24 protein-coding genes and 1 riboswitch are annotated in these 26,218 nt (G+C 65.4%); of the genes, 12 read left to right on the forward strand and 12 right to left on the reverse strand.

The annotated features are described in order from the left end of the window. Positions 1-135: 135 nt before the first annotated feature. The gene (locus ACVMB1_RS39550) at positions 136-561 is read right to left on the reverse strand and encodes a hypothetical protein (RefSeq protein WP_229193406.1); all 426 of its coding nucleotides are present in this window, start codon (positions 559-561) and stop codon (positions 136-138) included. 544 nt (positions 562-1,105) lie between these two features. Here ACVMB1_RS39550 and ACVMB1_RS39555 point away from each other — a divergent pair. The 7 genes from ACVMB1_RS39555 (at position 1,106) to uca (ending at position 11,210) form a co-directional block, all read left to right on the forward strand. Further along, positions 1,106-2,896: a peptidoglycan-binding protein gene (locus ACVMB1_RS39555; RefSeq protein WP_246786771.1), complete on the forward strand. Its 1,791-nt coding sequence runs from the start codon at positions 1,106-1,108 to the stop codon at positions 2,894-2,896. 333 nt (positions 2,897-3,229) lie between these two features. Continuing rightward, positions 3,230-3,340: riboswitch (guanidine-I (ykkC/yxkD leader) on the forward strand. Between the two features lie 78 nt (positions 3,341-3,418). Next, positions 3,419-4,492, forward strand: a complete 1,074-nt coding sequence (locus ACVMB1_RS39560; RefSeq protein WP_057017922.1) for a putative urea ABC transporter substrate-binding protein — start codon at positions 3,419-3,421, stop codon at positions 4,490-4,492. 46 nt (positions 4,493-4,538) lie between these two features. Continuing rightward, the gene (locus ACVMB1_RS39565; RefSeq protein WP_076827666.1) at positions 4,539-5,357 is read left to right on the forward strand and encodes an ABC transporter permease; all 819 of its coding nucleotides are present in this window, start codon (positions 4,539-4,541) and stop codon (positions 5,355-5,357) included. Beyond that, positions 5,354-6,187 (forward strand): ABC transporter ATP-binding protein, encoded by an 834-nt coding sequence (locus ACVMB1_RS39570; RefSeq protein WP_057017920.1) that lies wholly within the window; start codon positions 5,354-5,356, stop codon positions 6,185-6,187. The genes ACVMB1_RS39565 and ACVMB1_RS39570 overlap by 4 nt, the downstream gene beginning before the upstream one ends. Beyond that, complete coding sequence (locus tag ACVMB1_RS39575) at positions 6,184-7,029, forward strand: urea amidolyase associated protein UAAP1 (protein ID WP_076827665.1); 846 nt, start codon at positions 6,184-6,186, stop codon at positions 7,027-7,029. The genes ACVMB1_RS39570 and ACVMB1_RS39575 overlap by 4 nt, the downstream gene beginning before the upstream one ends. After that, complete coding sequence (locus ACVMB1_RS39580) at positions 7,026-7,664, forward strand: urea amidolyase associated protein UAAP2 (RefSeq protein WP_141339589.1); 639 nt, start codon at positions 7,026-7,028, stop codon at positions 7,662-7,664. Before ACVMB1_RS39575 ends, ACVMB1_RS39580 begins: the two co-directional genes overlap by 4 nt. Positions 7,665-7,667: 3 nt before the next feature. Further along, positions 7,668-11,210, forward strand: a complete 3,543-nt coding sequence (gene uca, locus ACVMB1_RS39585; RefSeq protein WP_141339591.1) for an urea carboxylase — start codon at positions 7,668-7,670, stop codon at positions 11,208-11,210. Positions 11,211-11,227: 17 nt separating this feature from the next. On the opposite strand, the gene ACVMB1_RS39590 is transcribed toward uca, so the two are convergent. Beyond that, positions 11,228-11,518 (reverse strand): hypothetical protein, encoded by a 291-nt coding sequence (locus ACVMB1_RS39590; protein WP_076827661.1) that lies wholly within the window; start codon positions 11,516-11,518, stop codon positions 11,228-11,230. A gap of 316 nt (positions 11,519-11,834) precedes the next feature. On the opposite strand from ACVMB1_RS39590, the gene ACVMB1_RS39595 reads away from it, so the two are divergent. Next, positions 11,835-12,881: an AraC family transcriptional regulator gene (locus ACVMB1_RS39595; RefSeq protein ID WP_246786772.1), complete on the forward strand. Its 1,047-nt coding sequence runs from the start codon at positions 11,835-11,837 to the stop codon at positions 12,879-12,881. A 291-nt stretch (positions 12,882-13,172) separates the two neighbouring features. On the opposite strand, the gene ACVMB1_RS39600 is transcribed toward ACVMB1_RS39595, so the two are convergent. The 6 genes from ACVMB1_RS39600 to ACVMB1_RS39625 all read right to left on the reverse strand — a co-directional run bounded on the left by ACVMB1_RS39600 (position 13,173) and on the right by ACVMB1_RS39625 (position 19,869). Next, a complete protein-coding gene (locus ACVMB1_RS39600; RefSeq protein ID WP_076827659.1) occupies positions 13,173-13,868 on the reverse strand; it encodes an ABC transporter ATP-binding protein in 696 nt (231 codons plus the stop codon). Next, complete coding sequence (locus ACVMB1_RS39605; RefSeq protein ID WP_028332917.1) at positions 13,868-14,617, reverse strand: ABC transporter ATP-binding protein; 750 nt, start codon at positions 14,615-14,617, stop codon at positions 13,868-13,870. The genes ACVMB1_RS39600 and ACVMB1_RS39605 overlap by 1 nt, the downstream gene beginning before the upstream one ends. After that, positions 14,614-15,906, reverse strand: coding sequence for a branched-chain amino acid ABC transporter permease (locus tag ACVMB1_RS39610; RefSeq protein WP_076827658.1), 1,293 nt, complete (start codon positions 15,904-15,906; stop codon positions 14,614-14,616). Before ACVMB1_RS39610 ends, ACVMB1_RS39605 begins: the two co-directional genes overlap by 4 nt. Beyond that, on the reverse strand, positions 15,903-16,850 hold the full coding sequence (locus ACVMB1_RS39615) for a branched-chain amino acid ABC transporter permease (protein WP_016847025.1): 948 nt from the start codon (positions 16,848-16,850) through the stop codon (positions 15,903-15,905). Before ACVMB1_RS39615 ends, ACVMB1_RS39610 begins: the two co-directional genes overlap by 4 nt. Before the next feature lie 162 nt (positions 16,851-17,012). Continuing rightward, positions 17,013-18,251 carry a branched-chain amino acid ABC transporter substrate-binding protein gene (locus ACVMB1_RS39620; protein WP_057017914.1) on the reverse strand — a complete coding sequence of 413 codons (1,239 nt, stop codon included), beginning with the start codon at positions 18,249-18,251 and terminating at the stop codon, positions 17,013-17,015. Between the two features lie 391 nt (positions 18,252-18,642). Continuing rightward, positions 18,643-19,869: a TetR/AcrR family transcriptional regulator gene (locus ACVMB1_RS39625; RefSeq protein WP_076827656.1), complete on the reverse strand. Its 1,227-nt coding sequence runs from the start codon at positions 19,867-19,869 to the stop codon at positions 18,643-18,645. A 245-nt stretch (positions 19,870-20,114) separates the two neighbouring features. On the opposite strand from ACVMB1_RS39625, the gene ACVMB1_RS39630 reads away from it, so the two are divergent. Continuing rightward, entirely contained in the window at positions 20,115-21,179 is a 1,065-nt protein-coding gene (locus ACVMB1_RS39630) for a ketopantoate reductase family protein (protein ID WP_028332920.1), read from the forward strand. A 141-nt stretch (positions 21,180-21,320) separates the two neighbouring features. Beyond that, positions 21,321-21,515 (forward strand): hypothetical protein, encoded by a 195-nt coding sequence (locus tag ACVMB1_RS39635; protein ID WP_076827654.1) that lies wholly within the window; start codon positions 21,321-21,323, stop codon positions 21,513-21,515. Between the two features lie 5 nt (positions 21,516-21,520). On the opposite strand, the gene rnk is transcribed toward ACVMB1_RS39635, so the two are convergent. From rnk to ACVMB1_RS39650, 3 genes are all read right to left on the reverse strand, one after another. Next, positions 21,521-21,943, reverse strand: a complete 423-nt coding sequence (gene rnk / locus ACVMB1_RS39640) for a nucleoside diphosphate kinase regulator (protein ID WP_076827652.1) — start codon at positions 21,941-21,943, stop codon at positions 21,521-21,523. A gap of 299 nt (positions 21,944-22,242) precedes the next feature. Next, a complete protein-coding gene (locus ACVMB1_RS39645) occupies positions 22,243-22,773 on the reverse strand; it encodes a chromate transporter (RefSeq protein ID WP_076827650.1) in 531 nt (176 codons plus the stop codon). Continuing rightward, entirely contained in the window at positions 22,770-23,336 is a 567-nt protein-coding gene (locus tag ACVMB1_RS39650) for a chromate transporter (protein ID WP_076827649.1), read from the reverse strand. Before ACVMB1_RS39650 ends, ACVMB1_RS39645 begins: the two co-directional genes overlap by 4 nt. 114 nt (positions 23,337-23,450) lie before the next feature. On the opposite strand from ACVMB1_RS39650, the gene ACVMB1_RS39655 reads away from it, so the two are divergent. Beyond that, positions 23,451-24,368, forward strand: coding sequence for a LysR family transcriptional regulator (locus ACVMB1_RS39655; RefSeq protein WP_076827647.1), 918 nt, complete (start codon positions 23,451-23,453; stop codon positions 24,366-24,368). Positions 24,369-24,558: 190 nt separating this feature from the next. Beyond that, positions 24,559-25,107, forward strand: coding sequence for a carboxymuconolactone decarboxylase family protein (locus tag ACVMB1_RS39660; protein ID WP_076827645.1), 549 nt, complete (start codon positions 24,559-24,561; stop codon positions 25,105-25,107). Between the two features lie 56 nt (positions 25,108-25,163). On the opposite strand, the gene ACVMB1_RS39665 is transcribed toward ACVMB1_RS39660, so the two are convergent. Then, positions 25,164-26,159, reverse strand: coding sequence for a GlxA family transcriptional regulator (locus ACVMB1_RS39665; protein ID WP_076827769.1), 996 nt, complete (start codon positions 26,157-26,159; stop codon positions 25,164-25,166). Positions 26,160-26,218 lie beyond the last annotated feature (59 nt).

A 26,218-nucleotide genomic window follows, 5' to 3' on the forward strand; every position in this document is an offset into this window, starting at 1 on the left:
TTAGGCAACGCCTGCGTCGCCGTGACCGCGCTGCGGGTCGCCGGGTAACGCTGCCGCTCAACCCGGTCGACCCTTGTCGGCCTCTTGCCGGCGCCAGTCAGCTCGGCTGGCCGCGCCGGGTTGCTCTGGCCGATCTCACCAATGACGCCAGCGCGGATAGCCGCCGCGATAATAGGCGTATGCCGGCCGCACCACGTGACGATAGCGGTAGCCGTAATAGGCCGGCCGGTATCCGCTATAATATGTCGTCGTGTAGCCGCCGCCCCAACGATACGGCGCAGCGTAATAGCCGTCGTCATAGGCATAGCTGCCGTAATAGGCGGGCGAATAGCCATAACCGTAGCCGTAGCCGGGGTAGCCGTAACCATAGGAATAGCCGGGATAGCCGTAGGCCGACGAGGCGAGGCCGCCGACGACTGCGCCGGCAATCAATCCGCCCGCGACCGCCGGACCCCACCCCCACCCTCCGTGTCCCCACCGTGCTTCGGCGGGCGCCGGGGCCGCGATGGCGCTCACCCCAAGCGTACCGACGGTTGCAAGAACAAGCCCTGTTTTCCGCATGTGATCCTCCTCGATGATGATGCCCAGCCGGTCAACGGAGGAGAGTGGCATTGGTTGCGTATGGCCGCGCGCCTGCAAGGGATCCGGGCCCGGCGGCGAGGTGGGCGCAGTGGTGCTGCCGTTGACGGCGAATCCAATGTTCAAAGCCGAACGGAGCCTGTTTCGATCCACCGCCAGTCGCAGCGGACGATGATCCGCGTGAGCTCGCTGAGCATCGTCATGACGACGAACGCACACTTCGATTGAAAACGGGAAAGCGTGGCCATCGGTTCCGGAAGCGTGACCAGACATCAGGCCGCTGGCTCAAGATGAACTCAAGATGAACGTGTGGTGTTCCCTTGGCGCGAAATGTCGCGTCGCGGCGGTGTCTAGGAACGGTGCGGGCGGCGCCGCTGTTTTCTCAGAGTTCACCGGCGAGACGCGCGTGCCGTTGCGTCGCGTCGCTCGCCGGCTTTGTTGGAACGCGGCCCCGGCGCGGAGCGTGCCAGCCATCGGCGCCAGCTTCGCGATCCGGATAGCCGCCAAACTGCAGGAGGAATCGGTAATGCAGAGCAAGATGATGAAGAGCAAATTTCTGCTGACGACGGCCGTGCTGTTGGCAGGCGTCAGCCTCGCATCGGCGCAGGGCATGCGCGAGGGTGGCGGGGGCGGCATGGGTGGTGGCGGCCCGGGCGGCGGCGGAAGCGTCGGTGCGGGCGGTGGCGGCGGTGGTGAACACGGCCGCTCCGCAGGCTCGTCGGCCGGCAGTTCCGGCGGCGCAATGCATGGCAGTCCCGGGGCATCGCGAAGCGAAGGCATGACGGTCGGTCGCGGCCAGGGCGGCGCACGAGAAACCGGCAGGGCTGAAGGACAGATGGGCCGCGGTGCCGCCGAGCGCAGCCAGACCACCGGCCAGGCCCGCGAGAGCGGCCGCGCCGAGCAGGGTCAGCGCAGCCAGAGCAAGCAAGAGCAGACCGTCGGCCAGGGCCGAGACCAGCGCGAGCAGATGGGGCGATCTGAATCCCGCGAACGCGGCAGCGCCACGACGCGGCAAAGCCAGCAGCAGGAGAATCGCGCCAACACCGCGAACCGCGGCCAGGGCACCACGACCGGCCAGGGGACGGCTCAGGACAAGGCTCAAGGCAAGACTCAAGGCAAGCCGGGCATGACGACCGGCCAGAGCACGACCACGGGCCAGGCAAAGGGCGCGAACACGACCACCGGCCAGGGCACAACGGCAGCCCCGAATACGCGAGCCGGCCAGACCACGGGCGCGGCCGCTCCGCAGTCCGGTACGACGCAAAACCGGATGAACTCCGGACAGACCACCGGTCAGGCTCAGGGACAAGCCGGGACAACCGCTCAGACCCAGGCGCAGTCGAACGCCACGGTCCAGACCGAGGCCGGGCGCACCGTGACCGCGCAGCAGCAGAGCACGATCCAGCGCTCGGTGCTGTCGGCGCGTAACGCACCGCGTGTCAATGTCAGTACGATCAACTTCGCGGTCAATCCGGGCGTGGTGGTGCCGCGGAGGTTCAACGCGGTGTCGGTTGCCGCCTTCCCGGCGCTGATCGATGCGTTCCCGTATTATCGCGACGACAGCTTCTTCGTCGTCGAGGATGAAGTCGTGTTTCTCGATCGCGAGCGCCGTGTCGTCGACGTCGTCCCGGTCGGACCGCGGACGCGCTTCAGCCATCGCGGCGGTGGCGGTGGCGGTGGTGGCGGTAGCGTTGCGATGATGGACCTGAACCCGCAGCAGATCCGCGAGGTGCAGCAGGTGCTGATCGACCGCGGCCTGCTGGTCGGCGAGGCTGACGGTGTATTGGGATCGCGGACCCGCGAGGCGCTGATCACCTTCCAGCGTCAGGAGGGCATCACGACCAGCGGCAGCGTCGACACGCGCACGGTGACCGCACTCGGCCTGTCCGATCGGATCGGTCAGGGCGCGGGCGCATCGTCGACGGTCGGCCAGAGCCGCACCCAGCAGAACACGACTGGACAGACGACCGGTCAGACCAACGCGCCGCAGAACCAGTCGACCGGCCAGACCGGCACTCAGCAGCCTGCCCAGCAGAACACGACCGGGCAGACCACGGGTCAGGCGAACTCGCCGCAGAACCAGTCGACAACCGGCCAGAGCGGAAATCAGCCGTCCGCTCAGCAGCAGGCCCCGCAGCAGAATACGACGGGCCAGGCTGCACCGCAGAACCAGTCGACCGTCGGTCAGGGTAGCGGCAATCAGTCAAATGCCGGCCGGGACACGCAGTCCAGCCAGCCCAACCAGAATAACAACCCGCCGTCGTCAGGCTCAGGCCAGAGCCCGCAGACGCCGGCGCAAAACTCCGATCGGAAATAGGATCTCTGTGCAGGAGCCCCGCTGCAGAGCGGGGCTCTTTTTTTGCGATCTTGCGATCAGTCTTTTAGTTCGGAATTCGGCACCAGGCCGAACCGGCCGTGCAATCCGCGCCAGAGGCCGGCGCACAGAACGCTCAGAAGCTTGCGCATCGAACTCCCTCGACATCAGCCATCGTGCGATCCTGCTGATGCCGGTGGCGAAAGGACAGAGCCAATTCTGAGCAGATCTGCGCAATCTTTAAGCAAGACACTGTCGTGGCCGCGCCGCGCGCGCGGAAAAATCTCATGAGATTCAATTGCCGGCCCGCTGGCACGCCTCGTGCATCAATGGCGTCGAGTTGGCCGCTAGGGTTCCGATCTTGCGAAGCAAGGTGCTGGTCCGAGAGCAGCCGCTTGCGGGGGAGACATCCCCGCAGGTGCACGGCGGGATAAAAGCCCGGGAGACCTCGTCAGCCAAGGGATTGGCGGAGCGATGGTCTTTTCGCCAGTCCCTTTTTGTGAAATTTCGCAAGAGGGATCGGCAATGAACAAATTCGTTTTCTTCCTTCGCTCTGTTGTCATCGGCTGCGCGGTCGTGCTGGCGGCTGCGCCTGCGGCCGACGCCGCGCCGAAGAAAAGCTTCAAGGTCGCCTGGTCGATCTATGTCGGATGGATGCCGTGGGGCTATGCGGCCGACACCGGCATCGTCAAGAAATGGGCCGACAAATACGGCATCGCGATCGAGGTCAAGCAGTTCAACGACTACGTCGAATCGATCAACCAGTACACCGCCGGCGGCTATGACGCCGTCACCATCACCAACATGGACGCACTGTCGATTCCGGCAGCCGGCGGCGTCGACACCACCGCGGTCGTGATGGGCGATTTCTCCAACGGCAACGACGCGGTGATCCTGAAGAACAAGTCTGATCTCGCCGCGATCAAGGGCCAGACCGTCAACCTGGTCGAGTTCTCGGTGTCGCATTATCTGCTGGCGCGCGCGCTCGAGACCAGCAAGCTGAGCGAGAAGGACGTCAAGGTCATCAACACCTCCGACGCCGATATCGCCGCCGCCTACAAGACGCCTGACGTCAGTGCGGTGGTGACCTGGAATCCGATCGTAACCGAAATCCTCGGCTCGCCCGATGCGAAGAAGGTGTTCGATTCCTCGCAAATCCCCGGCGAGATCATGGACCTGATGGTGGTGAACACCGCAGTCGCCAAGGACAATCCGGACTTCGCCAAGGCGCTGGTCGGCATTTGGTACGAGACGCTGTCGAAAATGACGGCGAACGATGCCGCGGCGAAGGCCGCCAAGGAGGCGATGGCCAAGGCCTCCGGCACCGACCTCGCCGGCTTCGACAGCCAGCTCTCGACCACAAAACTGTTCGACAAGGCAACCGACGCCGAAGCCTTCACGCGCAGCCAGACCGTCGGCGCGACCATGGATCGCGTGCGCAAGTTCCTGTTCGAGAAGGACCTGCTCGGCAAGGGCGCGAAGTCGGCCGACGCCGTCGGCATCGAGCTCGCCGACAAATCGGTGCTGGGCGACAAGTCGAACGTCAAGCTGCGCTTCGACCCGACCTACATGGACGAGGCCGCCAAGGGCAAGCTCTGACGCCAAGCTCTGACGCGCAGCGCGTCGCCCCAAGCAGGAGCTGCCCATGCGACTTGTGAACATACGGCCGGGACGGCAGACGCGATTCTATCTGCTCGCGCTGCCGTTCGTATTGGTCGCAATCGCCTACTTCGCCGGCTCCAGCGCGCGGCTCGCGCAGAACCCGAACGACAAGCTGCTGCCGGCGCTGCCGAGCATGGTGCAGGCCGTCAAGCAGATGGCGTTCGAGGTCGACCCGCGCACCGGCGGCTATCTGATGGCCTCCGACACCGTCGCCAGCCTGGGGCGACTGGGCTCGGCGCTGGCGATCTCGACGGCGGCTGCGCTGGTGCTCGGGATCGTGATCGGGCTGTTGCCGGGCGCCAACGCCCTGCTCGGGCCGTTCGTATCGGTGACCTCGATGGTGCCGCCGCTGGCGCTGTTGCCGATCCTGTTCATCGTGATGGGGCTCGGGGAGAATTCCAAGATTGCGCTGATCGTGATCGGGACGCTGCCTTGCATGATCCGCGATCTCGCCATGAAGGTGCAGGAGCTGCCGCGCGAGCAGATCGTCAAGGCACAGACGCTCGGCGCCTCGACTTGGCAGATCGCGCTGCGCGTCGCGATGCCGCAAACCCTGCCGCGGCTGATCGACGTGCTGCGCCTGCAGCTCGGGCCGGCGTGGCTGTTCCTGATCGCGGCGGAGGCGATCGCCTCCGATTCCGGGCTCGGCTACCGGATCTTCCTGGTGCGCCGCTATCTCGCGATGGACGTCATCATTCCCTACGTCGCCTGGATCACGCTGCTGGCGTTCCTGATCGATGTCGGCCTGCGCGTCACGCAGCGAAAACTGTTTCCCTGGTTTGCCTCGGTGAGGGCGGAATGAGCGCGATCCGCTTCGACGACGTCTGGAAGGAATATGGCGACCACATCGTGCTCGAGCGCATCACGATGGAGGTCGAGCCGCGCGCCTTCATTGCGCTGGTCGGCCCGTCCGGCTGCGGCAAGACCACGCTGCTGCGTATGCTGCTCGGCGAGGAGCAGCCGACCCGCGGCCAGATCCTGGTCGACGGCAAGCCGTTGCCTGGCGAGCCGGACGCTGACCGCGGCGTGGTGTTCCAGCGCTACTCGGTGTTTCCGCATCTGACGGTTTTGCAGAACGTCATGCTCGGGCGCGAACTGCGCGACGCCAAATTCACCGGCCGGCTGTTCGGCGCCGCGCGCCGCGCCGCCGCCGACGAAGCGATGAAGCTGCTCGCCGAGGTCGGGCTCGCCGGCCAGGAGAGCAAATATCCGTCGGCGCTGTCGGGCGGCATGCAGCAGCGGCTCGCGCTGGCACAGGCGATCATGCGCGGCCCGAAGATCCTGCTGCTCGACGAGCCGTTCGGTGCGCTCGATCCGGGTATTCGTGCCGACATTCACCTCCTGATGAAGCGGCTCTGGAACGAGACCCATCTCACCGTCGTGATGGTGACGCATGACCTCAGCGAGGCCTTCGGACTTGCGACGCGGGTGATCGCGCTGGAGCGGCAGCGCAACCGCCCCGAGGAGCGCGAGCGCTACGGCGCCACGGTGTCGCGCGACCTCGAGATCTTCCCGCGCCGCAGTGCGGAGTTGCGGACGTCAGTTCAACCAGCTCCGACCGGGACGACCCGGTCAGGCAAGGAGCATCAGCCGGGACGGCCCGGCGCTCTCGTCTTGAAGGAGCAACCATGATCCTGTCAGAGGAACAAAAGGCCGAGATCGCGGCGCATACCCGGCGGTATAACGAGCTGAAGGCGGCGGGGCAGGAGCACGCGCCGCGGGCACTGCCGGCGCCGACCGCGCGCGACGCCGCGTCGATCGATGCCGACACTGTCATTCACCGCGAGACGATCCCATCCGGCTGGTACTGGACTACGCGGCTGAATCGCGGTGACACGCTGCGCATCGTCAACACGTCGGGGACGTCGACCGTCAGCCTGCTCGCCTGGAACAGTGCCGACACCACCGAACGGCTCAACCACGCCGACACCATCAAGGTGCAGTGGGCGGCGCGGTTGCAGAAGGGGCGGGTGCTGCTGTCCGACATGGGGCGCGCGCTGCTCGGGATCACCGAGGACAGCAGCGCCGCACATGATGCCGTGGTCGGCGGCTCGACCGCGGCGACCAACGTGGCCAAATACGGCGACGGGAATTTCCGCAACACGCGCGACAATTTCATTCTCGCCGCAGCCAAGCTTGGCCTTGATCGCCGCGACGTGCATCCCTGCGTCAGCTTCTTCGCACCGGTCGCGATCGACGCCGACGGCAAGTTTGTCTGGTCGGAGCAGCGGCGGCAGCAGGGCGATTTCGTCGATCTGCGCGCGGAGATGGAGCTTCTGGTCGCGCTGTCGAACTGCCCGCATCCGCTCGATCCCGCCAAAACCTATCCGCAGGCGAGCGTGGAGATCGTGCGCTACCGCGCGGCCGCGCCGGCGGCCGACGATCTGTGCCGGACTGCGACCGCGGAAGCGGCCCGCGCCTATCAGAACAATGCGCTGTATCTCGGCGAAGCCCTGGAAGGAGCCGTGCGATGACCATGCAACCTGTTCGCACCGCCGGCCGCATCGTTCTCGATGTCGAAATTCCCGCGCGCAAGCCGTGGTCGGCGATCATCCGCAAGGGGCAGACGCTGCGGATCACCGATAGCCATGGCCAGCAGGCGGTCGACACGCTGTTCTATTGCGCCAGTGATTTCGGCGAGCGCTACAGCGGCCAGGATACGCTGCGCGCGCAGGGCTCGGCCTATGTCGGGCTGGGCACCACGATCATGTCCAACGAAGGCCGCGTGATGCTGCGTGTGACGGCCGACAGCTGCGGCCTGCACGACACCTCGGCGGGCGCCTGCTCGTGCGAAAGCAACACCGTGCGGTTCGGGCACCAGACCCGCTATCAGCACGCCTGCCGCGAGAATTTCGTGATCGAGGCCGCGAAATACGGCATGTCGAAGCGCGACATCGTGCCGAATCTCAACTTCTTCATGAACGTGCCGATCGATCCCGCCGGCAATTTCACCGTGGTCGATGGCGTCTCCAAGCCGGGCGACGCCATCGAGCTGGTCGCCGAGATGGACGTGCTGTGCCTGATCTCGAACTGTCCGCAGATCAACAACCCCTGCAACGGATTCTTTCCGACGCCGGTTCAGGTGACGATCTTCGAGCCGGAGGCGTGAGGCATGTTCAGCAAGGTCCTGATTGCCAACCGCGGCGAGATCGCCGGGCGGATCGGCAGAACATTGCGCCGCATGGGCATCTCTTCGGTCGCGGTCTATTCCGACGCCGACCGTTTCACCCGGCCGGTGCTCGACGCCGACGAGGCGGTGCGGATCGGTCCTGCGCCCGCCGCGGAGAGCTACCTCAATGTCGATGCGATCATGGCGGCGTGCCTTGCCACCGGCGCGCAGGCGGTGCATCCCGGCTACGGCTTCCTGTCGGAGAACCGCCGCTTTGCCGAGCGGCTCGCCGGGCACGGCATCAAATTCATCGGGCCGCGGCCTGAGCATCTCGACGCCTTCGGTCTCAAGCACAAGGCGCGGGAGATCGCCGAGCGCAGCGGCGTGCCGCTGCTGCCGGGCTCGGGCCTGCTGGAGACCATCGACGAGGCGGTGCAGCAGGCCGAAACGATCGGCTTCCCGGTGATGCTGAAGAGCACGGCGGGCGGCGGCGGCATCGGGATGCAGCTGTGCCACGACATGGCGACGCTGCGCGAACGCTTCGAATCGGTGCAGCGGACGGCGCGGGCAAGCTTCGGCGACGCCCGGGTCTATCTCGAGCGGTTCGTTGCGCGCGCGCGGCATATCGAGGTGCAGATCTTCGGCAATGGCAAGGGCGGCGTGGTCGCGCTCGGCGAGCGCGATTGCTCGCTGCAGCGGCGCAACCAGAAGGTCTTTGAGGAGACGCCCGCACCGGGGCTGTCCGCCGACATCCGCCGGCGGCTGCACGCGGCCGCGGTGTCGCTCGGCAAGACCGTGTCGTACGAGTCCGCCGGCACGGTGGAGTTCATCTACGACGTTGAGCGCGACGATTTCTATTTCCTCGAGGTGAACACCCGCCTGCAGGTCGAGCATCCCGTCACCGAGCAGGTCGCCGGTGTCGACATCGTCGAATGGATGATCCGGCAGGCGGCCGGCGAGGACGTGCTCGGCCAGGCGGGCGCGCTCACGCCAAAGGGCGCTGCGATCGAGGTGCGGCTCTATGCCGAGAATCCGGGCGCGGGCTTTCGCCCGAGCGCGGGCCGCCTGACGCAGGTCAGCTTTTCGCCGGATGCGCGGATCGACGGCTGGATCGAGACCGGCACCGAGGTGTCGCCGTTCTACGATCCGATGCTGGCCAAGATCATCGTTTCAGCCGAGACGCGCGAGGCCGCGATCGCGCGGCTTTCGAAAGCGCTGGACGATACGGTCGTCGCCGGCATCGAGACCAATCTCGACTATTTGCGCGCGATTGCGGCGTCCGACGTGTTCCGCAGCGGGCAGGTGGCGACGAGTGTGCTTGGCGAATTCGGCTATCGCCCCGGCACCATCGACGTTGTCGCGCCGGGCGCGCAGAGCGGGGTGCAGGAATTGCCCGGCCGGCTGCATCTCTGGCATGTCGGCGTGCCGCCGAGCGGCCCGATGGACGAACGGTCGTTTCGCCTCGCCAATCGTCTGGTCGGCAATCCGGAGACGACGACCGCACTGGAGCTGACGGTCAACGGGCCGACCTTGCGCTTCAACACCGACGCGATCGTCGCGCTCTCGGGCGCGCTGATGAAGGCATCGCTCGACGGCGCCGATGTCGCGTATGACGAGCCTCTCGCGGTACGCGCCGGCCAGACGCTCGCGATCGGCAGCATCAAGGGCCCTGGGCAGCGCACCTACCTCGCCGTGCGCGGCGGCATCGACGTGCCCGAAATTCTCGGATCGCGTGCTGTGTTTGCGCTCGGCGCCTTCGGCGGCCATGCGACGGGATCGCTGAAGGCCGGCGACGTCTTGCATATCGGTGCCGAGCCATCGGGCCTTGCGGCGCCGCGGCGCGCCACGGAACACGAGCGGCCGCAACTCACATCGGCGTGGCAGATCGGCGTCGTCTACGGCCCGCACGGCGCGCCGGATTTCTTCCTCGACGAGGATATCGAGACGCTGTTCGCGGCGAGCTACGAGGTGCATTTCAACAGCGCCCGCACCGGCGTGCGGCTGATCGGGCCGAAGCCGCGCTGGGCGCGCGCCGACGGCGGCGAGGCCGGGCTGCATCCGTCGAACATCCATGACAACGCCTATGCGGTCGGCTCGATCGACTTCACCGGCGACATGCCGATCATTCTCGGGCCCGACGGACCGAGCCTCGGCGGCTTCGTCTGTCCGGCCGTGGTCGCCCGCGACGAGCTATGGAAGGTCGGCCAGCTCCGGCCGGGCGACACCGTCCGCTTCGTGCCGGTCAAACGCGACGATCCGGTGGCCGGCCCCACGGTGCTGCGCGCGCCTGAGCTCGGATCGGCGATCGTCGGTCGGAATGACGCCGGCCCGATTCCGGTGGTCTATCGCCGCGCCGGCGACGACAATTTGCTGGTCGAGTATGGCCCGATGGAGCTCGACATCGCGCTGCGGCTGCGCGTGCATGTGCTGGCGCAGGCGCTGGAAGAGGCGAAGCTCAGTGGCCTGATCGATCTGACGCCCGGCATCCGCTCGCTGCAGATCCATTATGACGGCACCGCGTTGTCGCGAACGAAGCTGCTCGACGTGCTCAGGCGGATCGAGCGCGAATTGCCGCCGGTCGACGCGATGCGGGTGCCGAGCCGCACCGTGCATCTGCCGCTGTCGTGGCGCGATCCGGAGGCCGAGCTTGCGATGCGCAAATATCAGGAGTTGGTGCGCGCCGATGCGCCATGGTGTCCGTCGAATGTCGAGTTCATCCGGCGCATCAACGGACTTGCGAGCGAGGACGATGTCCGCCGCATCGTGTTCGACGCGGATTATTTCGTGCTCGGCCTCGGCGACGTCTATCTCGGCGCGCCGGTGGCGACGCCGCTCGACCCGCGGCATCGGCTGGTGACCACGAAGTACAACCCGGCGCGGACCTGGACGCCGGAGAACGCGGTCGGCATCGGCGGCGCCTATATGTGCATCTACGGCATGGAAGGGCCGGGCGGCTACCAGCTGTTCGGCCGTACCATCCAGGTCTGGAACACCTGGCGCACCACGCGGGTGTTCGAGCCGGGCCATCCCTGGCTGCTGCGGTTCTTCGACAAGATCCGCTTCTTCCCGGTCGACGCCGATGAACTGCTCGACGCCCGCGCCGCGTTCCCGCACGGGCAGTATGACATCATGATCGAAGAGGGCGAGTTCTCCTACGCCGACTACGCCAGGACACTGGCCGACGCCAAGCCGTCAATCGCCACGTTCAAGGCAACGCAGCAGGCTGCGTTCGACGCCGAGCGCCAGCGCTGGCGCGAGATGAAGCTCGACGAGGCGCCGGCTGAAACGATCGATGCGGCAGCCGCCGCGACGGGGATTCCCGACGGTCAGATCGGCGCGTTCTCCGAAGTGCCCGGCAACATCTGGAAGGTGCTGGTCGAGGAAGGCGCCAAGGTCGCGGCCGGCGACGTGCTGGCCATCATCGAGTCCATGAAGATGGAGATCTCCGTGCACGCACCCGCGGCGGGCCGCATCGCCTCGGTGCCGGTGAAGCCCGGCCAGACGCTGCGCGCGGGCGACGTGGTGGCGTTGCTCCGGCCGGGCTAGCGCGGCTACAGCCGCGCTTAGTCCTTGGGATCGGCCGGTGGGACGAGCGGAGTGGGCGTCTCGACTTCTTTCTCCACCCGCTGCCGGCCTTGATGATCAATTGACGCGTTTTGCCTTAACATCCGATCGATCTTCATCCTCACGCGGCGTGCCGCCAGCAATCCCAGGACCGCCTGAACCGTTCCCGAATAGTTGCGATCGCCGATGGAGAACGAGTAACGCCAGGTGCCGGCGGTCTCGCCTTCAATGATCGTGTAATGAATTGAACGATGAATGCCGCTATGCTGGGCAGGTGTTTGTCCAACCACGACCTAGCTCATACAGCTGTTCGCTTCGGCGCCAATCGCCTGCCCCAGCGAATTTGCATGGTTGACCAAGCCCATGACGCGTTCGCCCCTGCGCGGGCCCATTGGAAGCTGACTGCCGTCGTTTCAAGGCAGAAATGGAGTGGCCGCGGAGCAATCGGCTAGACGATTTGCGCCCGTTGCGTCTTGTGATCCTGGGTCGTTAAATTGCGAGATGGTGTCAGACCGGATGCCTCGTACCCATGAGCTCGTTTGACATAGGTCAAAATACAATCCCGGAAGCTCCCGACGTTGAGCCACGAACACAGTTCGGTGCCGAATGAAAGCCGCCACACGCGTTGCTAGCGCCTTGCCGTCGATACCGAGCTCTGCCGGGGGAATCGCGCGTCTCGCATGTGCCCGGCTGCGCGATGCGCAGGTTGATCCGGCCCCGATCGTGTCGGCTGCAGGCCTGGAAATCGACGACGTCGAGGACCACAAGCGCCGCATCGATGCACGAGCGCAGGTCAGGCTGCTCGAACTCGCCGCAAGGGAATTGCAGGACGACTGCTTCGGACTCCATCTGGCTCAAGGCTTCGAGCTGGGCGAGATCGGGCTTCTGTACTACGTCATGGCTTCATCGGAGCATCTCGTTGACGCCTTGCAAATCGGCGGACGCTACTGCGCGATCAACAACGAGGGTGTGCGGTTGCGAAGCTCTCTGGATCGCGGCTTCGCCATCGGGTTCGAATATGTCAACATCGATCGGTCGTCGGATCGTCACCATGCGGAATTCTGGCTGGTTGCGCTGATCCGTATTTGCCGCGCACTGACTGACGGCAGGCTGGTCCCAAAGCAAATCAAGTTGAAGCACTCCAGACGAGAAACGCCGTCGGATGTGCGATCTCTTCTTGGATGCGAGATCGAATTTGCAGCGGACAGCGACGAGCTTTTGTTTCCGTCCCGGATCGGCGCATTGCCTGTCGTGGGGGCCGATTTGCATCTCAACAGGATGTTGCTTCAATATGCCGACGAAGCGCTTCTTAACCGGGCACCGAGACGAAGCAGCGTGCAGTCACGCGTCGAAGGACACATCGCCCAGTTGCTTCCGCACGGCAAAGCCAATGCCGAGGCGGTCGCGCGTCGTCTTGGCATGAGCCGGAGAACTCTCGCTCGCGCATTGTCGTCGGAGGGGGTGGACTTCTCAGACGTTCTCAAGGCGTTTCGAATTGCCCTTGCCCGCCATTACCTCGAAGATGAGGAGCTGCCGATTTCCAAGATCGCATGGCTATTGGGCTACAGCGAGGTCTCTTCCTTCACGCATGCGTTCGTCCGCTGGACCGGCCTCACGCCGAGGGCCTATCGCAGCTCGAATGGCGATCGGTGATGGGCTGACACCAGCTCTCAACTAGCTGGCACAGACGAGCAAGACCTGGCGGAGCGTACTCCGCTAGGGCAGTCCCATGCAGTCGAACCTCTTTTCCCAGCTCGCGTGTCGCTGTCGCCGCGCTTCGGCCGTGGTTTTCGGCCCCATGACCGGGGACGACTGGCTATTCCTGGCTTCGATAATTTGTTTCCACAGTCTCTTGGTCGCGCTGGTCTGGGTCGTGTTCGCGAACTGACTGATGGCTCTGCTACGTCGACGTTCGATTGCTTCGTCGATCCGCCGTCACCCGCCTTACACCTCGAGCCATTCCTCGCGAACGGCGGCGTTGCTCTTGAGCTGGTCGGGGGTGCCTTCGAACACCACGCGGCCGTGGCCCATGATGTAGACCCGGTTGGAGATCTTCATCGCGATCGACAGCTTCTGCTCGACGAGGAGAATCGCGACGCCGGCTTTCGCGATCCGCGAGATCAGCTCGCCGACCTGCTGCACGATCAGTGGCGCCAGGCCTTCGGTCGGCTCGTCGATCATCATCAATTCGGGGTCGCCGAGCAGCGTGCGGCAGGTGGTCAGCATCTGCTTCTCGCCGCCTGACAGCACGCCCGCCGGCGTGTCGGCGCGCGCGGCGAGGTTCGGGAACATGTCGAGCATCTCCTGCAGCCGCCACTTGCCGGGGCGGCGCGGGTCCTTGATGCCGAGGATCAGGTTCTGGCGAACCGTCAGGCTCGGGAAGATGTCGCGATGCTCCGGCACATAGCCGAGCCCGAGGCGTGCGATCTTGTGGCTCGGCAGGCCCGCGATATCCTGGCCCTTGAAGCGGATGGTGCCCTGCGGCGGCACCTCGCCCATGATCGCCTTGACGGTGGTCGAGCGGCCGACGCCGTTGCGCCCCAATAGGCTCACCACCTCGCCGGCCGCGATGTCGAGATCGACGCCCTGCAGGATGTGGCTCTTGCCGTAATAGGCGTGAAGATTCCTGACCTCGAGCATCAGTCGACCTCCTCGCCGAGATAGGCTTCCTTGACCTTCGGGTTGCCGCGGATCTCCTCCGGTGTGCCGGAGGCGATGATGTGGCCGTAGACCAAGACCGAGATGCGGTCGGCGAGGCCGAACACCACGCTCATGTCGTGCTCGACGATGACGAGCGTGCGTCCCTCGGTGAGGCGGCGGATCAGCGCGACGGCGCGCTCGGTCTCGGCGTGGCTCATGCCCGCGGTCGGTTCGTCCAGCATGATGACGCTGGCGCCGCCCGCGATCGTGATGCCGATCTCGAGCTCGCGCTGCTCGGCATAGGTCAAGAGGCCCGCCGGCACGTCGCGGCGGTGGCTGAGATGGATGTCGTCGAGGATCTGCGCGGTGCGCTGCTTCACCTCGGGCAGATTGTCGACGTTCTTCCAGAACGCGTAGCGGTGGCCGGTCGCCCACAGCACGGCGCAGCGGACGTTCTCCCACACCGTCATGCGGGCGAACACGTTGGTGACCTGGAACGAGCGCGACAGCCCGCGCCGGTTGATCTCGAAGGGCCGCAAGCCCGAGGTCACCTCGCCGTTGAGGCGGATCTCGCCGGAGGTCGGCTTGATGTGGCCGCTGATCAGGTTGAACGTCGTCGACTTGCCGGCGCCGTTCGGGCCGATGATGGCGTGACGCTCGCCCTTGGCGACGCTCAGGTTGAGATCGCGGATGATGGCGACATTGCCGAAGCTCTTCTCGACGGCGTTGACTTGGATGGCAGCGGTCATGCGAGATACCCCCGGTCACGGGCCACCGTCGCGGCGCGGTCCCAGGCTTCCGCAACGCGCCGCCAGGTGATGCGCGCGACCAGGAAGCCGCCGACGAGCAGGACCGCCGCGGCCGCCCAGGTCGTCGGCGCCGTGGCGACGAAGGGAACGCCGAGCAGGTTGATCACATCGCCGCCCGAGAAGCGCGCAACGGTTTCGATGGTCAGGATGATGCCGAGCGCCAGCGCCAGCGTCGGGATCGTCGCGACCAGATAGGACGGGATCACGGTGCCGAGGGTCCCGGCGCGGATCAGCGGGCGGTGCTTCATCAGGATGCCGGCGATGCCGCCGGGTGCGAACATCACGATGCCGATGAAGATGATGCCGAAATAGAGCTGCCAGACCGAGGTGACGCTGGTCAGCCCGAGCTGCAGATAGGTCACCAGGATGGCACCTAAGATCGGACCGAAGAAATAGGCGGTGCCGCCGATGAACGCGGAGAACAGCACGAGGCCCGACTGCGTCGCGCCGAGATAGGCCGAGTTGGCGATCTCGAAATTGATCGCGGTCAGCCCGCCGGCGATGCCGGCGAAGAAGCCGGCGAACATGTAGGCGAGATAGCGCACCACATGCGGATCGTAGCCGATGAACTCGACGCGCTCCGGATTGTCGCGCACCGCGTTGCAGATCCGCCCGAGCGGCGTGCGGGTCAGCGCATACATCGCGATCGCCGACACCATCACCCAGAACGCGATCAGGTAATAGACCTGGATCTGCGGCCCGAAGGTCCAGCCGAACATCGGCATCAGCGAGGTGCGGTCGGTGGTGATGCCGGATTCGCCGCCGAACACGCTACGCAGGATCAGCGACGACGAGGCGACCAGCTCGCCGATGCCAAGCGAGATCATCGCGAACACGGTGCCGGCGCGCTTGGTCATCACCCAGCCGACGAGGAGGGCGAACGCCATGCCGCCGATGCCGCCGACTAGCGGGATCACCGGCAGCGGGATCGGCCAGTTGTGGCTCGCGACCGCGTTCATGACATGCACGGCGAGGAAACCGCCGAGGCCGTACTGCACCGCGTGTCCGAACGACAGCAGCCCGGTCTGGCCGAGCAGGATGTTGTAGGACAGCGCAAAGATGATCGCGATGCCGATCAGGCTGAAGGAGGTCAGCGAGCCGCCGGTGCCGAACACCAGCGGCAGCACGACCAGCGCGACCGCGGCGAGCAGCCAGACACCATAGAAGCTCAAGGCGCTGCCGGGCTCCTGCTTGCCCGCAGCGATGGAGGGCGTGGAAGCGTTGCTCATGACTCGCGCGTCCCCAATAGGCCCATGGGGCGGAAGATCAGGACCAGCACCAGCAGCACATAAGGCAGGATCGGCGCGATCTGCGCGATCGTGACGTTCCAGATGTCCGTGAGCGGCGAGGGGCCGAGGCTCGGATCGAGCGGGCCGAACACGCTGGCGAGCGAGCCGTTCAAAGCAACTGCAAAGGTCTGGATCAAGCCGATCAGGAGCGAAGCGATGAAGGCGCCGGGCAGCGAGCCGAGGCCGCCGAACACGATGACGACGAACAGGATCGGGCCGAGCAGCGCGGCCATGTCGGACTGCGTCACCAGCGAGGGACCGGCGATGACGCCGGCGAGACCCGCAAGGGCACTGCCGACGCCGAACACCAGCATGAACACGCGTCCGACATTGTGGCCGAGATGGCCGACCATGCTCGGATGGGTCAGCGCGGCCTGCACGATCAGGCCGACGCGCGTCTTCTTCAAGGTGACCAGCAGCGCGATGAAGATCACTACCGAGATCACCAGCATGAAGATCTTGTAGGCGGGGTAATTGGTGGAGAACACGGTGAAGGCCGGGAAGTCGAGCGCCGCCGGGACGCGGTAGTCGACCGGGCTCTTGCCCCAGATCATCGAGACGATCTCTTCGATCGCGAAGGCTAAACCAAAGGTCAGCAGCAGTTCGGCGACATGGCCGTGCTTGTGGGTGTTGCGCAGACCGTAGCGCTCGACCGCCATGCCGACCGCGCCGACTAGCAGCGGCGCCAGCACCAGGGCTGGCCAGAATCCGATCCAGCGGGTGAGCTGAAAGCCGAAGAACGCGCCGAGCATGTAGAAGCTGGCATGCGCGAAGTTCAGCACGCCCATCATGCTGAAGATGACGGTGAGCCCGCTGGACAACAGGAACAGCAGCATGCCGAACAGGACGCCGTTGAGCGTCGAGATGACGATCAGCTCAGCCACGGCGCACTCGCTTGAGACTGGAACGGTTCACGTGAGTAAAGCCTGTCGAGTGAAAGGAACTTACCCGTCATTCCGGGGCGCGCGCGTCAGCGGGCGAACCCGGAATCTCGAGATTCCGGGTCTGGTGCTTGCGCACCATCCCGGAATGACTGATGTGGCCGATCAGGGCCGCTTCATGTTGCAGGTGGTCGGAAGCATCGTCTGCGCGGTGTCGATCTTGGACACGATGCGCCAGCCCCAGCCGGTGTTTTCCTCGTCGAACGGCTCCTTGGTCTTGTCGGCCAGCGCGCCGAACGAGGAGATGTAGATCGGCTGGAAGAACTGGTGGTCGTCCTTGCGGATGAAGCCCTCGCCGCCGTCGAACACTTCGAACTTCATGCCTTCGAGTGCGGCCGCGACCTTCACCGGATCGATCGAATTGGCCTTCTCGGCGGCCGCCTTGAACATCCGCATCTCGTTGACCGCGCGCGGATACCAGACGGAAATGCCGGTCTTGGCGCGGAAGTCCTTCTCGAAATCCATCGCCGCCTTGTTGCCGGAGTTCGGGACGCCTTCGCTGATCTGGAACACCTGGCCCTCGAGGCCGGCCTGCTTGACTGCGGTCGGTCCGCCGGCGCCGCCGGCATAATAGGTGTACCAGTTGACCTTGAGGCCGGCGTCAGCCGCCGCCTTCAGCAGCAGCGCGAAGTCCTGGCCCCAGTTGCCGGTCACGACGGTGTCGGCGCCGGACGCCTTGATCTTGGCGATGTAGGGCGAGAAGTCGGTGACTTTGAGCATCGGGTGCAGTTCGTCGCCGACGACCTGGATATCCGGCCGCTTTTCGCCCAGCATCTTGCGCGCCGTGGTGCGCACCGACTGGCCGAACGAATAGTCCATGTTGATCAGGTAGACCTTCTTGATGGACGGCTGGCCCTTCATGTAGTTGGTCAGCGCTTCCATCTTGATGTCCGAGTTCGCATCCCAGCGGAAGTGCCAGTAGCTGCACTTCTCGTTGGTCATCGCCGGATCGACCGCGGCGTAGTTGAAGTAGAGCACTTCCTTGCCGGGGTTGCGCGAATTGTGCTTGGTGACGAAGTCTTCCAGCGCCGCGCCGACCGACGAGCCGTTGCCCTGGGTGATGTAGTGGACGCCGGCGTCGACCGCCTTCTGCGCCTGCACCAGGCTTTCCTGCGGATTGGTCTTGTTGTCGAGTGGGACGATCTCGACCTTGTGGCCGAGGATGCCGCCCTTGGCGTTCAACTCGTCGGCGAGATACTGAAACGTCTTCAGGCCGCCTTCGCCAACGCTGGCGCCGCCGCCGGAGAGCGGATCGATATAGCCGATCTTGATGGATTCCTGCGCGGACGCCGCGCCTCCCAACACCGTCAGCGCTGCCGCGGCGGCAACGATCAGCCTATGCATCCTGCGTTCTCCCTTGCTCGTGTTTCTTGATCTTTAGCGATCGAGGCCGTCTCATAACCCCAATCGCCGAGCCTTCGCAACTTTCGCTTTGAATACTGCGTCAAGTTTTAGCAGAAGGTATTATGATGTTATAGGCCATATGTCGCCGGAATCGGGCGCAGTTTTGAATTACAGGTAAACTTTTGGATGGGGCTCACGCTTATTCTCGGTTCCGAACCGGCGTCGTCCGTCTCCAAAACCTCCCCTTGAAAAGGGGAGGTCGCTTCGCTCGTTAGAGCGAAGCGGGTGGGGATCGGCTGTCTCCACTTGGAGCGTCGCCTGCGGCTGACCCCCATCCCGACCTTCCCCCTTTCAGGGGGAAGGGGAAACCGGGATCGCTACCGTGGCGGATCTAGCCTGGATGTCGGCGCGGCTTGAGGCCCGCGAGGAACAGCCGCGCGAAATGATCGGCGATCTCGGCTGGAGACCAGTCACGCCTGGTCTTGAACCAGATCGGATACCAGTGGCCCATTCCGGTGAGAATGCGCTCCGCGAAATAGGTATCGATGCGGCGGAAACGGCCCTCGTCGACCCAGCGCTGATAGCTGTTCTGGTCTTGTCGGATCGTCGCCAGCACGTCTCCGACATAGGCTTTTCGGTCTGCGTCGTTGAGATAGTTGATGTTGTGGTAGGTCGCCTTTGGGCCGCAGGGCGTGTCGTGCAGCATCAACAGCAGGCGAATTCGCTGAACGATGTGATCGAATGCTCCAAGGCTGTGCTCTTGCAGATGCTCGCGAATGCTGACCTCGCCGGCGAGCCCGCGTCGCAGGCAGGCCAGCAGCAGGCTCTCTTTTTCACTGAAGTGATAGTAGATGCCGGCGCGCGTCATGCCCGCATCCACGGCGATGCTCTCGAGCGACGTGCCCGAGGCGCCCCTTCGGTTGAAACTGTCGGAAGCAATCGACAGCATCCTGTCGAACTTGGCGGCCCGCTTGTTCAACGCTGCGCGAGCCTCGAGAAAAGGGGCGAGGCTGAGCGGCTCGGGCATTTTGGGGAGCGCGATCTCGCGCCGGTAGACGCCATGCGTGATGATGTCGTCGATGGCATCGATCGCCTGTTGCCGCGTGTAGTAGTCGCGTTCGGACAGCCAGAACGGAACCCAGTCGAGGATGGAGATCAGCGCCACCGCCGTGAGCAGCGGCTCGTCGCAGGCGATCGAGCCGTCCGCCACGCCCCGATCGAGGATGTCCGCCAGCAGCGCGGCGTTCTGCCAGCGCTTGGCATGGACCTCGCTGCTGTAGGGCGCGGCCAGCGCATCGATATCGCTGAACAGGATCATGCGCTGGCCTTCGGGCCTCAGCCTGCCGCGCACGAAGCGCCTGATGATCTCGAGCCCGTCGATGCCGGGCTCGGCGGCCGCCTCGATCTCGTGGCGATAGATCGCAAGGCCGCGCAGATAGCAGTGGAAGATCAGATCTTCCTTGTCGCGGAAATAGTGATACAGCGCGCCCGGCACGGCCTGCACCGATGCTGCGACCTGCTCCATCGTCACGTTGGCATAGGAGTGGCGGGCAAACAGCCGGGAAGCTGAGACGAGGATTTCTTCAGCCCGATCCGTCGGGTCGGCGGCGACTTGCAAGCTCGAATGCCCTTCTTAACCGCGGAACGAAAGTCCGCACGCGAGATAATCCCCTTGGCAGCCGCTTGTCGATCTGCGATAGACGGTGGCATACCATACACCAGCGGTCTTGATTGTCTGGTGATTTGGCGACCGTCGGCCCGTGGATGCGGGACGGCCAATATCGACCGGGCATCGGTTCGGCAGCAGCTTCGGACAGGATTTTGGAGAGCAAGCCTTTCGCGAGAAGGGCTATTGGAGAGAGCATGGCGCGCAACATTCTGATTTTGGGAGCTTCCTACGGCTCCCTGCTGGGAACCAAGCTGTTGATGGCGGGTCACAACGTGTCCCTGGTGTGCCGGAAGAACACCGCCGACCTGATCAACCGCGAAGGCACCGAGGTGCGGATCAAGCTGCGCGACGAGAAGGAGCACCGCTCGATCTTCTCGCGCGATCTGCCGGGCAAGCTCGACGCCGTCACGCCTGCCGATGTCGACGTCTCGCGCTACGACATGGTCGGCCTTGCGATGCAGGAGCCGCAATACACCAACCACACGGTTCGCGTGCTGATGATCAAGATCGCGGCGGCGAAGCTGCCCTGCCTGTCGATCATGAACATGCCGCCGTTGCCGTATCTGAAGCGGATCCCCGCACTCGCCGGCATGGACCTCGAGGAGGCCTACACCAACGCGCAGGTGTGGGAGCGCTTCGAGCCGGGCCTCGTCACGCTGTGTTCGCCCGATCCGCAGGCCTTCCGTCCGCCGGAGGAGAAGGCCAATGTGCTGCATGTCGGCCTGCCGACCAACTTCAAGGCCTCCGCCTTCGCCGACGACAAGCACAACAAGGTGCTGCGCGAGCTCGAAGCCGACATCGACGCGGTGACGCTCGACGGCCAGGACGTTCCGGTGAAGCTGAAGGTGTTCGATTCGCTGTTCGTGCCGCTGGCGAAGTGGTCGATGCTGCTGACCGGCAACTATCGCTGCATCACGCCGACTGAGCCGCAATCGATCCGCGATGCCGTGCATGGCGACCTGACGCGCTCGCAGGCGATCTATGACCACGTCGACGGCATCGCGCGCAAGCTCGGCGCCGACCCCGCGGACCAGGTGCCGTTCGCGAAATACGCCAAGGCCGCGGAAAGCCTGCTCAAGCCGTCATCGGCGGCCCGCGCGGTCGCCGCCGGCGCGCCCTTCATCGAGCGCGTCGACCTGCTGGTGAAGCTGATCTCGCATCAGCTCGGCACGCCGAGCGCCGAGATCGACCGCACGGTCGAGACCGTCGATCAGAAGCTGAACGAGAAGATCGTGCAGGGCGGCTCCGGCGCGGAGTAACCGAATGCGTTGATGGCGGGGGCAGGAACGCCCTCGCCATGCATCGGCGATCTGCAATGCACGCAATCGCGGTTGCCGGACGCATGGCTCGACCTGTCCAGATGAGGTAGACTCGCTCAGCTGCGGTTGGGAGCAACGGACATGCCGAGCAAATCGCTTCCTCTCCTTGCAATCTACGGCGACCTCGATCGCGCACGCGACATCATGCGTGCCTGGCAGCCGCTCGATCACCTCTCCCCCGAAGACGCCGAGATCGTCGTGAAGGCGATCGCCGAGGGCATCGCGCGCGGGCGCCGGCACGGGATCGAGATGGGACAGTGTCATCAGGCGGCGTAAAGCCGCTAGCCCTCATGTGTCACGGCAAGGATCGTCACCGAACGCGTCTGCTGGCTCGGCGTCTGAAAATCGATCGTCTGGCCGACCGACAATCCGATCAGCGCGGCACCGACCGGCGTCAGCACCGAGATGCGCCGCAGCGCGATGTCGGCTTCGTGCGGATAGACGAGCACGACCTCCCTGACGTCGCCGGTCTCGTCGTCGCGGTAGCGCACAAGCGAGCCCATGCGGACCACGTCATGCAAGCGATCGGCATCGTCGGCGACCAGCTGGGCGCGGTCCGTCTCGCGTGCGAGGAACTGGGCGACGCGGGGAAACACCGCCATGCTGGAATCGGCCAGCGCGCTGAGGCGATGCGCCTCGCTCGCGGTGATCACGATCGGCGGCAATGCCGGGGCGGTAAAGCTGTTCTGAATGGTTCGGGTCATGTGGGTTGATCTTTGCGGTTGATCGGAGGCGCACGAGCGCCGGCGCGCGGACATCTCGCGACGCGACGGACTGAAATGATTTGGTGACGTAGAGGAATCCGGACGGCGCGCGATCGCCGGCCGGCTAATTGCCTGCGTGCAGACGTCCGGCGCGCAATTCGCGGCGCGCAATACGGGTGTCGATGCGGAGCGTGTCGATCATGGCATTATCAACATAGCCGCTGGCGACGTCGCATCCATTGCGGCGAAAGCGCGCACATCGCCGCGTGGAACGAGACGCCATCGCCGCAAGCAGAGCGTCAGGGCTGTCCGATGCCGGACAGGCCGAGCACCGCGCCGGCGGCGAGCGCGACAAGCGGATGGATGCGCGTCGTGGTGGTGGCGATCGCGACGCCAGTCGCGATCAGGATGGTGCCCCAGCTCGAGGCCGATGCGTGGGTGATGACGATGGCGCTGGCCGTGACGAGCCCGGCGGTGACCGGAACCAGCCCCGCCTGCACGGTGCGGCGCCAGGGCCGGTCCTTGAAGCGTTCCCAGAGCCGCAGCGCGAAGCCTGTCACCAGCGACGACGGCCCGAACTTGGCGAGCGATGTCACCAGCACGCCGGAGAAGCCCGCGACATGCCAGCCGACCAGCGGCACCACCATCATGTTCGGCCCGGGTGCTGCCTGCGCCAGCGCGAACAGCGCGCCGAATTCCTGCGCCGTCATCCAGTGATGGACGTCGACCACCTGACGCTGCATCTCCGGCAGGATGGTGTTGCCGCCGCCGAAGGCGAGCAACGACAGCTCGGCGAAGATCAGCGCGAGCGTGACGAGGGTTGCGCTCATGACGCCTGCCTCGACCGGAGAACAATGCTGAGCGGCGCGAGCGTCAGCAGGGTCGGCAGCAGCGGCAAGCGGAACACGGCGATCGCCAGCACGCACAGCGCGCCGATGAAGAGGCCGAGCACATCGCGCCGCAGCGGCCAGGCGATCTTGATCGCGGTGGAAATCAGCAACCCGGCTGCTGCGGCGGCGAGGCCACCGAATAGATGACGGACGACCGGGTCGTCGGCGAAGCGGCCATAGATCACACCAAGGCCGATCACGACCGCGGTCGGCACCGCGATCAGGCCGAGGATCGCTGCGAATGCGCCGGGAATGCCGCGAAACTTCAGCCCGACCGCGACCGACATGTTGATGATGTTGCCGCCGGGCAGGAACTGGCACAGCCCGAGCAGGTCGGTGAACTCCGCGCCGGTGAGCCAGCCGCGCTTCTCCACCATCATGTGGCGCGCCAGCGGCAGCACGCCGCCGAAGCCGGTCAGTCCGAGGATGAAGAAGCCCGTGAACAACTCGCCGACGTCAGGTGCGTGATGCTTAGTGGTTTGCGCTGCGGGGATGGCGTCCATCGGCGGGGCGGCTCCGGTTCGATTTGTTGTTGAGCCGACTCTAGTTGGCCGCGTGCCAAATATCCAATATATGGATATGCGAATTTGCATATCTATTGCATATGGATTGCCCTGATGATCGAACTGCGCCATCTCCGCTATGCCGTCGCGGTCGCCGAGGAAGGCCATATCACTCGCGCCGCCGCGCGGCTCGGCATTCAGCAGCCGCCGCTGAGCCAGCAGATCCGCGCCCTGGAAGTCGCGATCGGCGCCCCGCTGTTTCGCCGGCAGCCGCGCGGGGTCGAGCTGACCGCGGCCGGCCGTGCCTTCGTCGGCAAGGCGCGCGCGATCCTGCGCGACGCCGACCTCGCGGTTGAAGCCGCGCGCCGCGCGAGCCGCGGCCAGGAGGGCCAGCTTGCGATCGGCTTCACCTCTTCGGCCGCCTTCCATCCTTTCGTCACCGGCGTGATGCGCGAAATGCGCGAGCGCGCGCCGGCGATCACGCTGTCGCTCGAGGAGGCCTCGACCGGCGAGCTGATCGCGGCCGTCGAGGCCGATCGGCTCGATGCCGCATTCGTGCGTGCGCCAGGCGAGCGGCTGGAGAACCTCACGATCACGCATCTGCTCGACGAGGAGATGGTGGTCGCGTTACCCGACCATCATCCGCGCGCCCGCAAGGATACGCGGCGGCGGATTTCGCTGGCCTCGCTCGCCGACGAGCCGCTGATCCTCTACCGCCGTCCGACCGGGCCCGGCCTCTATGACAGCATCATTGCGGCCTGTCGTGCCGCGGGCTTCAGCCCGAAAGTGGCGCAGGAGGCGACGCGGATGGTGTCGACGCTCAGCCTGGTCGCGGCGGGGCTCGGCATTTCGATCGTGCCGGAATCGATGGCGCGGCTCGAGACCGCCGGCGTGTCCTATCTCCGCCTCGACCGCGCCACCGGCCTCGTCGCGCCGCTCGCGCTGGCGCGCAAGAAGGGCCCCGCCGCCGGCACGCTCGGCCGTCTGCTCGGGATCGTGACGCGACGGGTGAAGGACCGTGCCGGCGGCTAGTGGAGTCTGCGCGACGAGGCTGAACGTCGCCGCTGCCGCTGGTGGCGCGGAATGTGGGGAGTTTGGCGAACGCGCATATCCGGGCGCGGTTAGACAGCTCCATCAAACTCGATTGCCGGCGCACGGATCGCAACAGCCTGGTTGCGACCGGAGGCTTCGGGTTCAATCAACACCGCGAAAGGCATTTCCAATGGCGCGTTTTCCTGTCCATACGCTCGAGTCTGCCCCCGAAGCCTCGAGGCCTACTTTGCGCGAGGTCGAGGCGCGGTTTGGCATGATCCCGAACCTTGCGGCGGCGATGGCGACCTCGCCCGTGCTGATCCAGAGCTTCATCGGCATCTTCGACAAGGTTCACGGCGGCAGCTTCACCGAGCAGCAGATCCAGACCGTGCTGCTCACCGACGCGGTGACCAATGGCTGCGCCTGGGCGGTCGCGCTGCATTCCGCGCTCGGCTTGCAGGCTGGGCTCGATCCGGCCGATGTCGACGCGATGCGTGCCGGCCGCTCGCCTGCCGACAAGACGCTCGGCGCGCTCTCGACGCTGGCGCGGTCGCTGATCGAAAAGCGTGGGCGGCTCGACGACGAGGAGATCGAACGATTCCTGGCAGCCGGGTTCTACAAGGATCTCGTGCTTGAGGTGATCACCATCGTGGCGGCGTCGACCATCACCAACTACACCGGCAGCGTCACCAATCCGCCGCTGGAGGCGGCGTTGCAGGAATATGCCTGGAACGGCTGAGACGGTCTCGCCTAGCGTCAATCATTGCACGTCGACCGCGCGGCCGGCCGTGCACGTCAGAGCGCAAACCTGGCGCGATAGTCCTGCGGCGTGGTCGACAGCAGGCGCAGGAAGCTGCGCCGCATCGTTTCCTCCGACCCGAAGCCGCAGCGCTGTGAGATGCGCTTGATCGGCAGGCGCGTTTCCGAGAGCAGATGCCGCGCGCCCTCGACCCGGAGCCGCTCGATTGCGCGTGCCGGCGTCAAGCCGGTCGCTTCGGCGTAATGGCGGCTGAAGCTGCGCTCGCTCATGCCGGCCTGTTTCGCCAGCGTCGACAGCGAGAGGTCGCCGGCCAGATGGTTGCTGATCCAGTCGTGCAGCGCGCTGAACCTGTCGTCGGTGGCTTGCAGCGACAGGATTTCGCTGAATTGCGCCTGTCCGCCCGGCCGCTTGAAGAACACCACGAGATAGCGGGCGACGGCAAGCGCCGCCGTGCGGCCGAGATCCTCCTCCAGCAGCGCCAGCGCCAGATCGATGCCGGAGGTGACGCCGGCCGACGTCCAGAACGAACCGTCGCGCACGAAGATCGGATCGGGCTCGACGCGGACATCGGGAAAACGCTCGGCGAGCTCTGCGCAAAATCCCCAATGGGTCGCGGCACGCCGGCCATCGAGCACGCCCGATGCGGCGAGCAGGAACGCGCCGGTGCAGACCGATGCGGTGCGGCGCGCCTGCCCGGCGCGCTCGCGTACCCAGTCCACCAGGACGGGATCGGCCGTCGCGGCGTTGACGCCGTCGCCGCCCGGAATCACCAGCGTGTCGACCGCGGTGTCGATGGCGGGCAGCGGATGCACCGCGAGCCCGACGCCGGCGGATGACTCAACGTTCGGGCCATCCTTTGCAACGACGCGGACTTCATATGGCTCGGCGTTGCCAGCCTTGGCCGCCAGCGCATTGGCGGACGCGAACACCTGCAATGGCCCGGTGACGTCGAGCAATTGCACAGCCGGATATGCCAGCACTTCGATCGAGCGGCGGCGGTTTGGCGAAAAACGTGGGCTGGTTGGCGTCATCGCCGAAACCTGCCGCGCTAGATTCGCTTTGTCCATAGCGCAAGGAAAGTTCGAGGGAA

The sequence above is a fragment of the Bradyrhizobium sp. USDA 4504 genome, assembly GCF_054063995.1.

Bases quoted from the DNA above. Each gene is read 5' to 3' on its own strand.
- ACVMB1_RS39550 (WP_229193406.1), bottom strand. From the start codon at position 561: ATGCGGAAAACAGGGCTTGTTCTTGCAACCGTCGGTACGCTTGGGGTG.
- ACVMB1_RS39555 (WP_246786771.1), top strand. From the start codon at position 1,106: ATGCAGAGCAAGATGATGAAGAGCAAATTTCTGCTGACGACGGCCGTG.
- ACVMB1_RS39560 (WP_057017922.1), top strand. From the start codon at position 3,419: ATGAACAAATTCGTTTTCTTCCTTCGCTCTGTTGTCATCGGCTGCGCG.
- ACVMB1_RS39565 (WP_076827666.1), top strand. From the start codon at position 4,539: ATGCGACTTGTGAACATACGGCCGGGACGGCAGACGCGATTCTATCTG.
- ACVMB1_RS39570 (WP_057017920.1), top strand. From the start codon at position 5,354: ATGAGCGCGATCCGCTTCGACGACGTCTGGAAGGAATATGGCGACCAC.
- ACVMB1_RS39575 (WP_076827665.1), top strand. From the start codon at position 6,184: ATGATCCTGTCAGAGGAACAAAAGGCCGAGATCGCGGCGCATACCCGG.
- ACVMB1_RS39580 (WP_141339589.1), top strand. From the start codon at position 7,026: ATGACCATGCAACCTGTTCGCACCGCCGGCCGCATCGTTCTCGATGTC.
- uca (WP_141339591.1), top strand. From the start codon at position 7,668: ATGTTCAGCAAGGTCCTGATTGCCAACCGCGGCGAGATCGCCGGGCGG.
- ACVMB1_RS39595 (WP_246786772.1), top strand. From the start codon at position 11,835: ATGAAAGCCGCCACACGCGTTGCTAGCGCCTTGCCGTCGATACCGAGC.
- ACVMB1_RS39600 (WP_076827659.1), bottom strand. From the start codon at position 13,868: ATGCTCGAGGTCAGGAATCTTCACGCCTATTACGGCAAGAGCCACATC.
- ACVMB1_RS39605 (WP_028332917.1), bottom strand. From the start codon at position 14,617: ATGACCGCTGCCATCCAAGTCAACGCCGTCGAGAAGAGCTTCGGCAAT.
- ACVMB1_RS39610 (WP_076827658.1), bottom strand. From the start codon at position 15,906: ATGAGCAACGCTTCCACGCCCTCCATCGCTGCGGGCAAGCAGGAGCCC.
- ACVMB1_RS39620 (WP_057017914.1), bottom strand. From the start codon at position 18,251: ATGCATAGGCTGATCGTTGCCGCCGCGGCAGCGCTGACGGTGTTGGGA.
- ACVMB1_RS39630 (WP_028332920.1), top strand. From the start codon at position 20,115: ATGGCGCGCAACATTCTGATTTTGGGAGCTTCCTACGGCTCCCTGCTG.
- ACVMB1_RS39635 (WP_076827654.1), top strand. From the start codon at position 21,321: ATGCCGAGCAAATCGCTTCCTCTCCTTGCAATCTACGGCGACCTCGAT.
- rnk (WP_076827652.1), bottom strand. From the start codon at position 21,943: ATGACCCGAACCATTCAGAACAGCTTTACCGCCCCGGCATTGCCGCCG.
- ACVMB1_RS39645 (WP_076827650.1), bottom strand. From the start codon at position 22,773: ATGAGCGCAACCCTCGTCACGCTCGCGCTGATCTTCGCCGAGCTGTCG.
- ACVMB1_RS39650 (WP_076827649.1), bottom strand. From the start codon at position 23,336: ATGGACGCCATCCCCGCAGCGCAAACCACTAAGCATCACGCACCTGAC.
- ACVMB1_RS39655 (WP_076827647.1), top strand. From the start codon at position 23,451: ATGATCGAACTGCGCCATCTCCGCTATGCCGTCGCGGTCGCCGAGGAA.
- ACVMB1_RS39660 (WP_076827645.1), top strand. From the start codon at position 24,559: ATGGCGCGTTTTCCTGTCCATACGCTCGAGTCTGCCCCCGAAGCCTCG.
- ACVMB1_RS39665 (WP_076827769.1), bottom strand. From the start codon at position 26,159: ATGACGCCAACCAGCCCACGTTTTTCGCCAAACCGCCGCCGCTCGATC.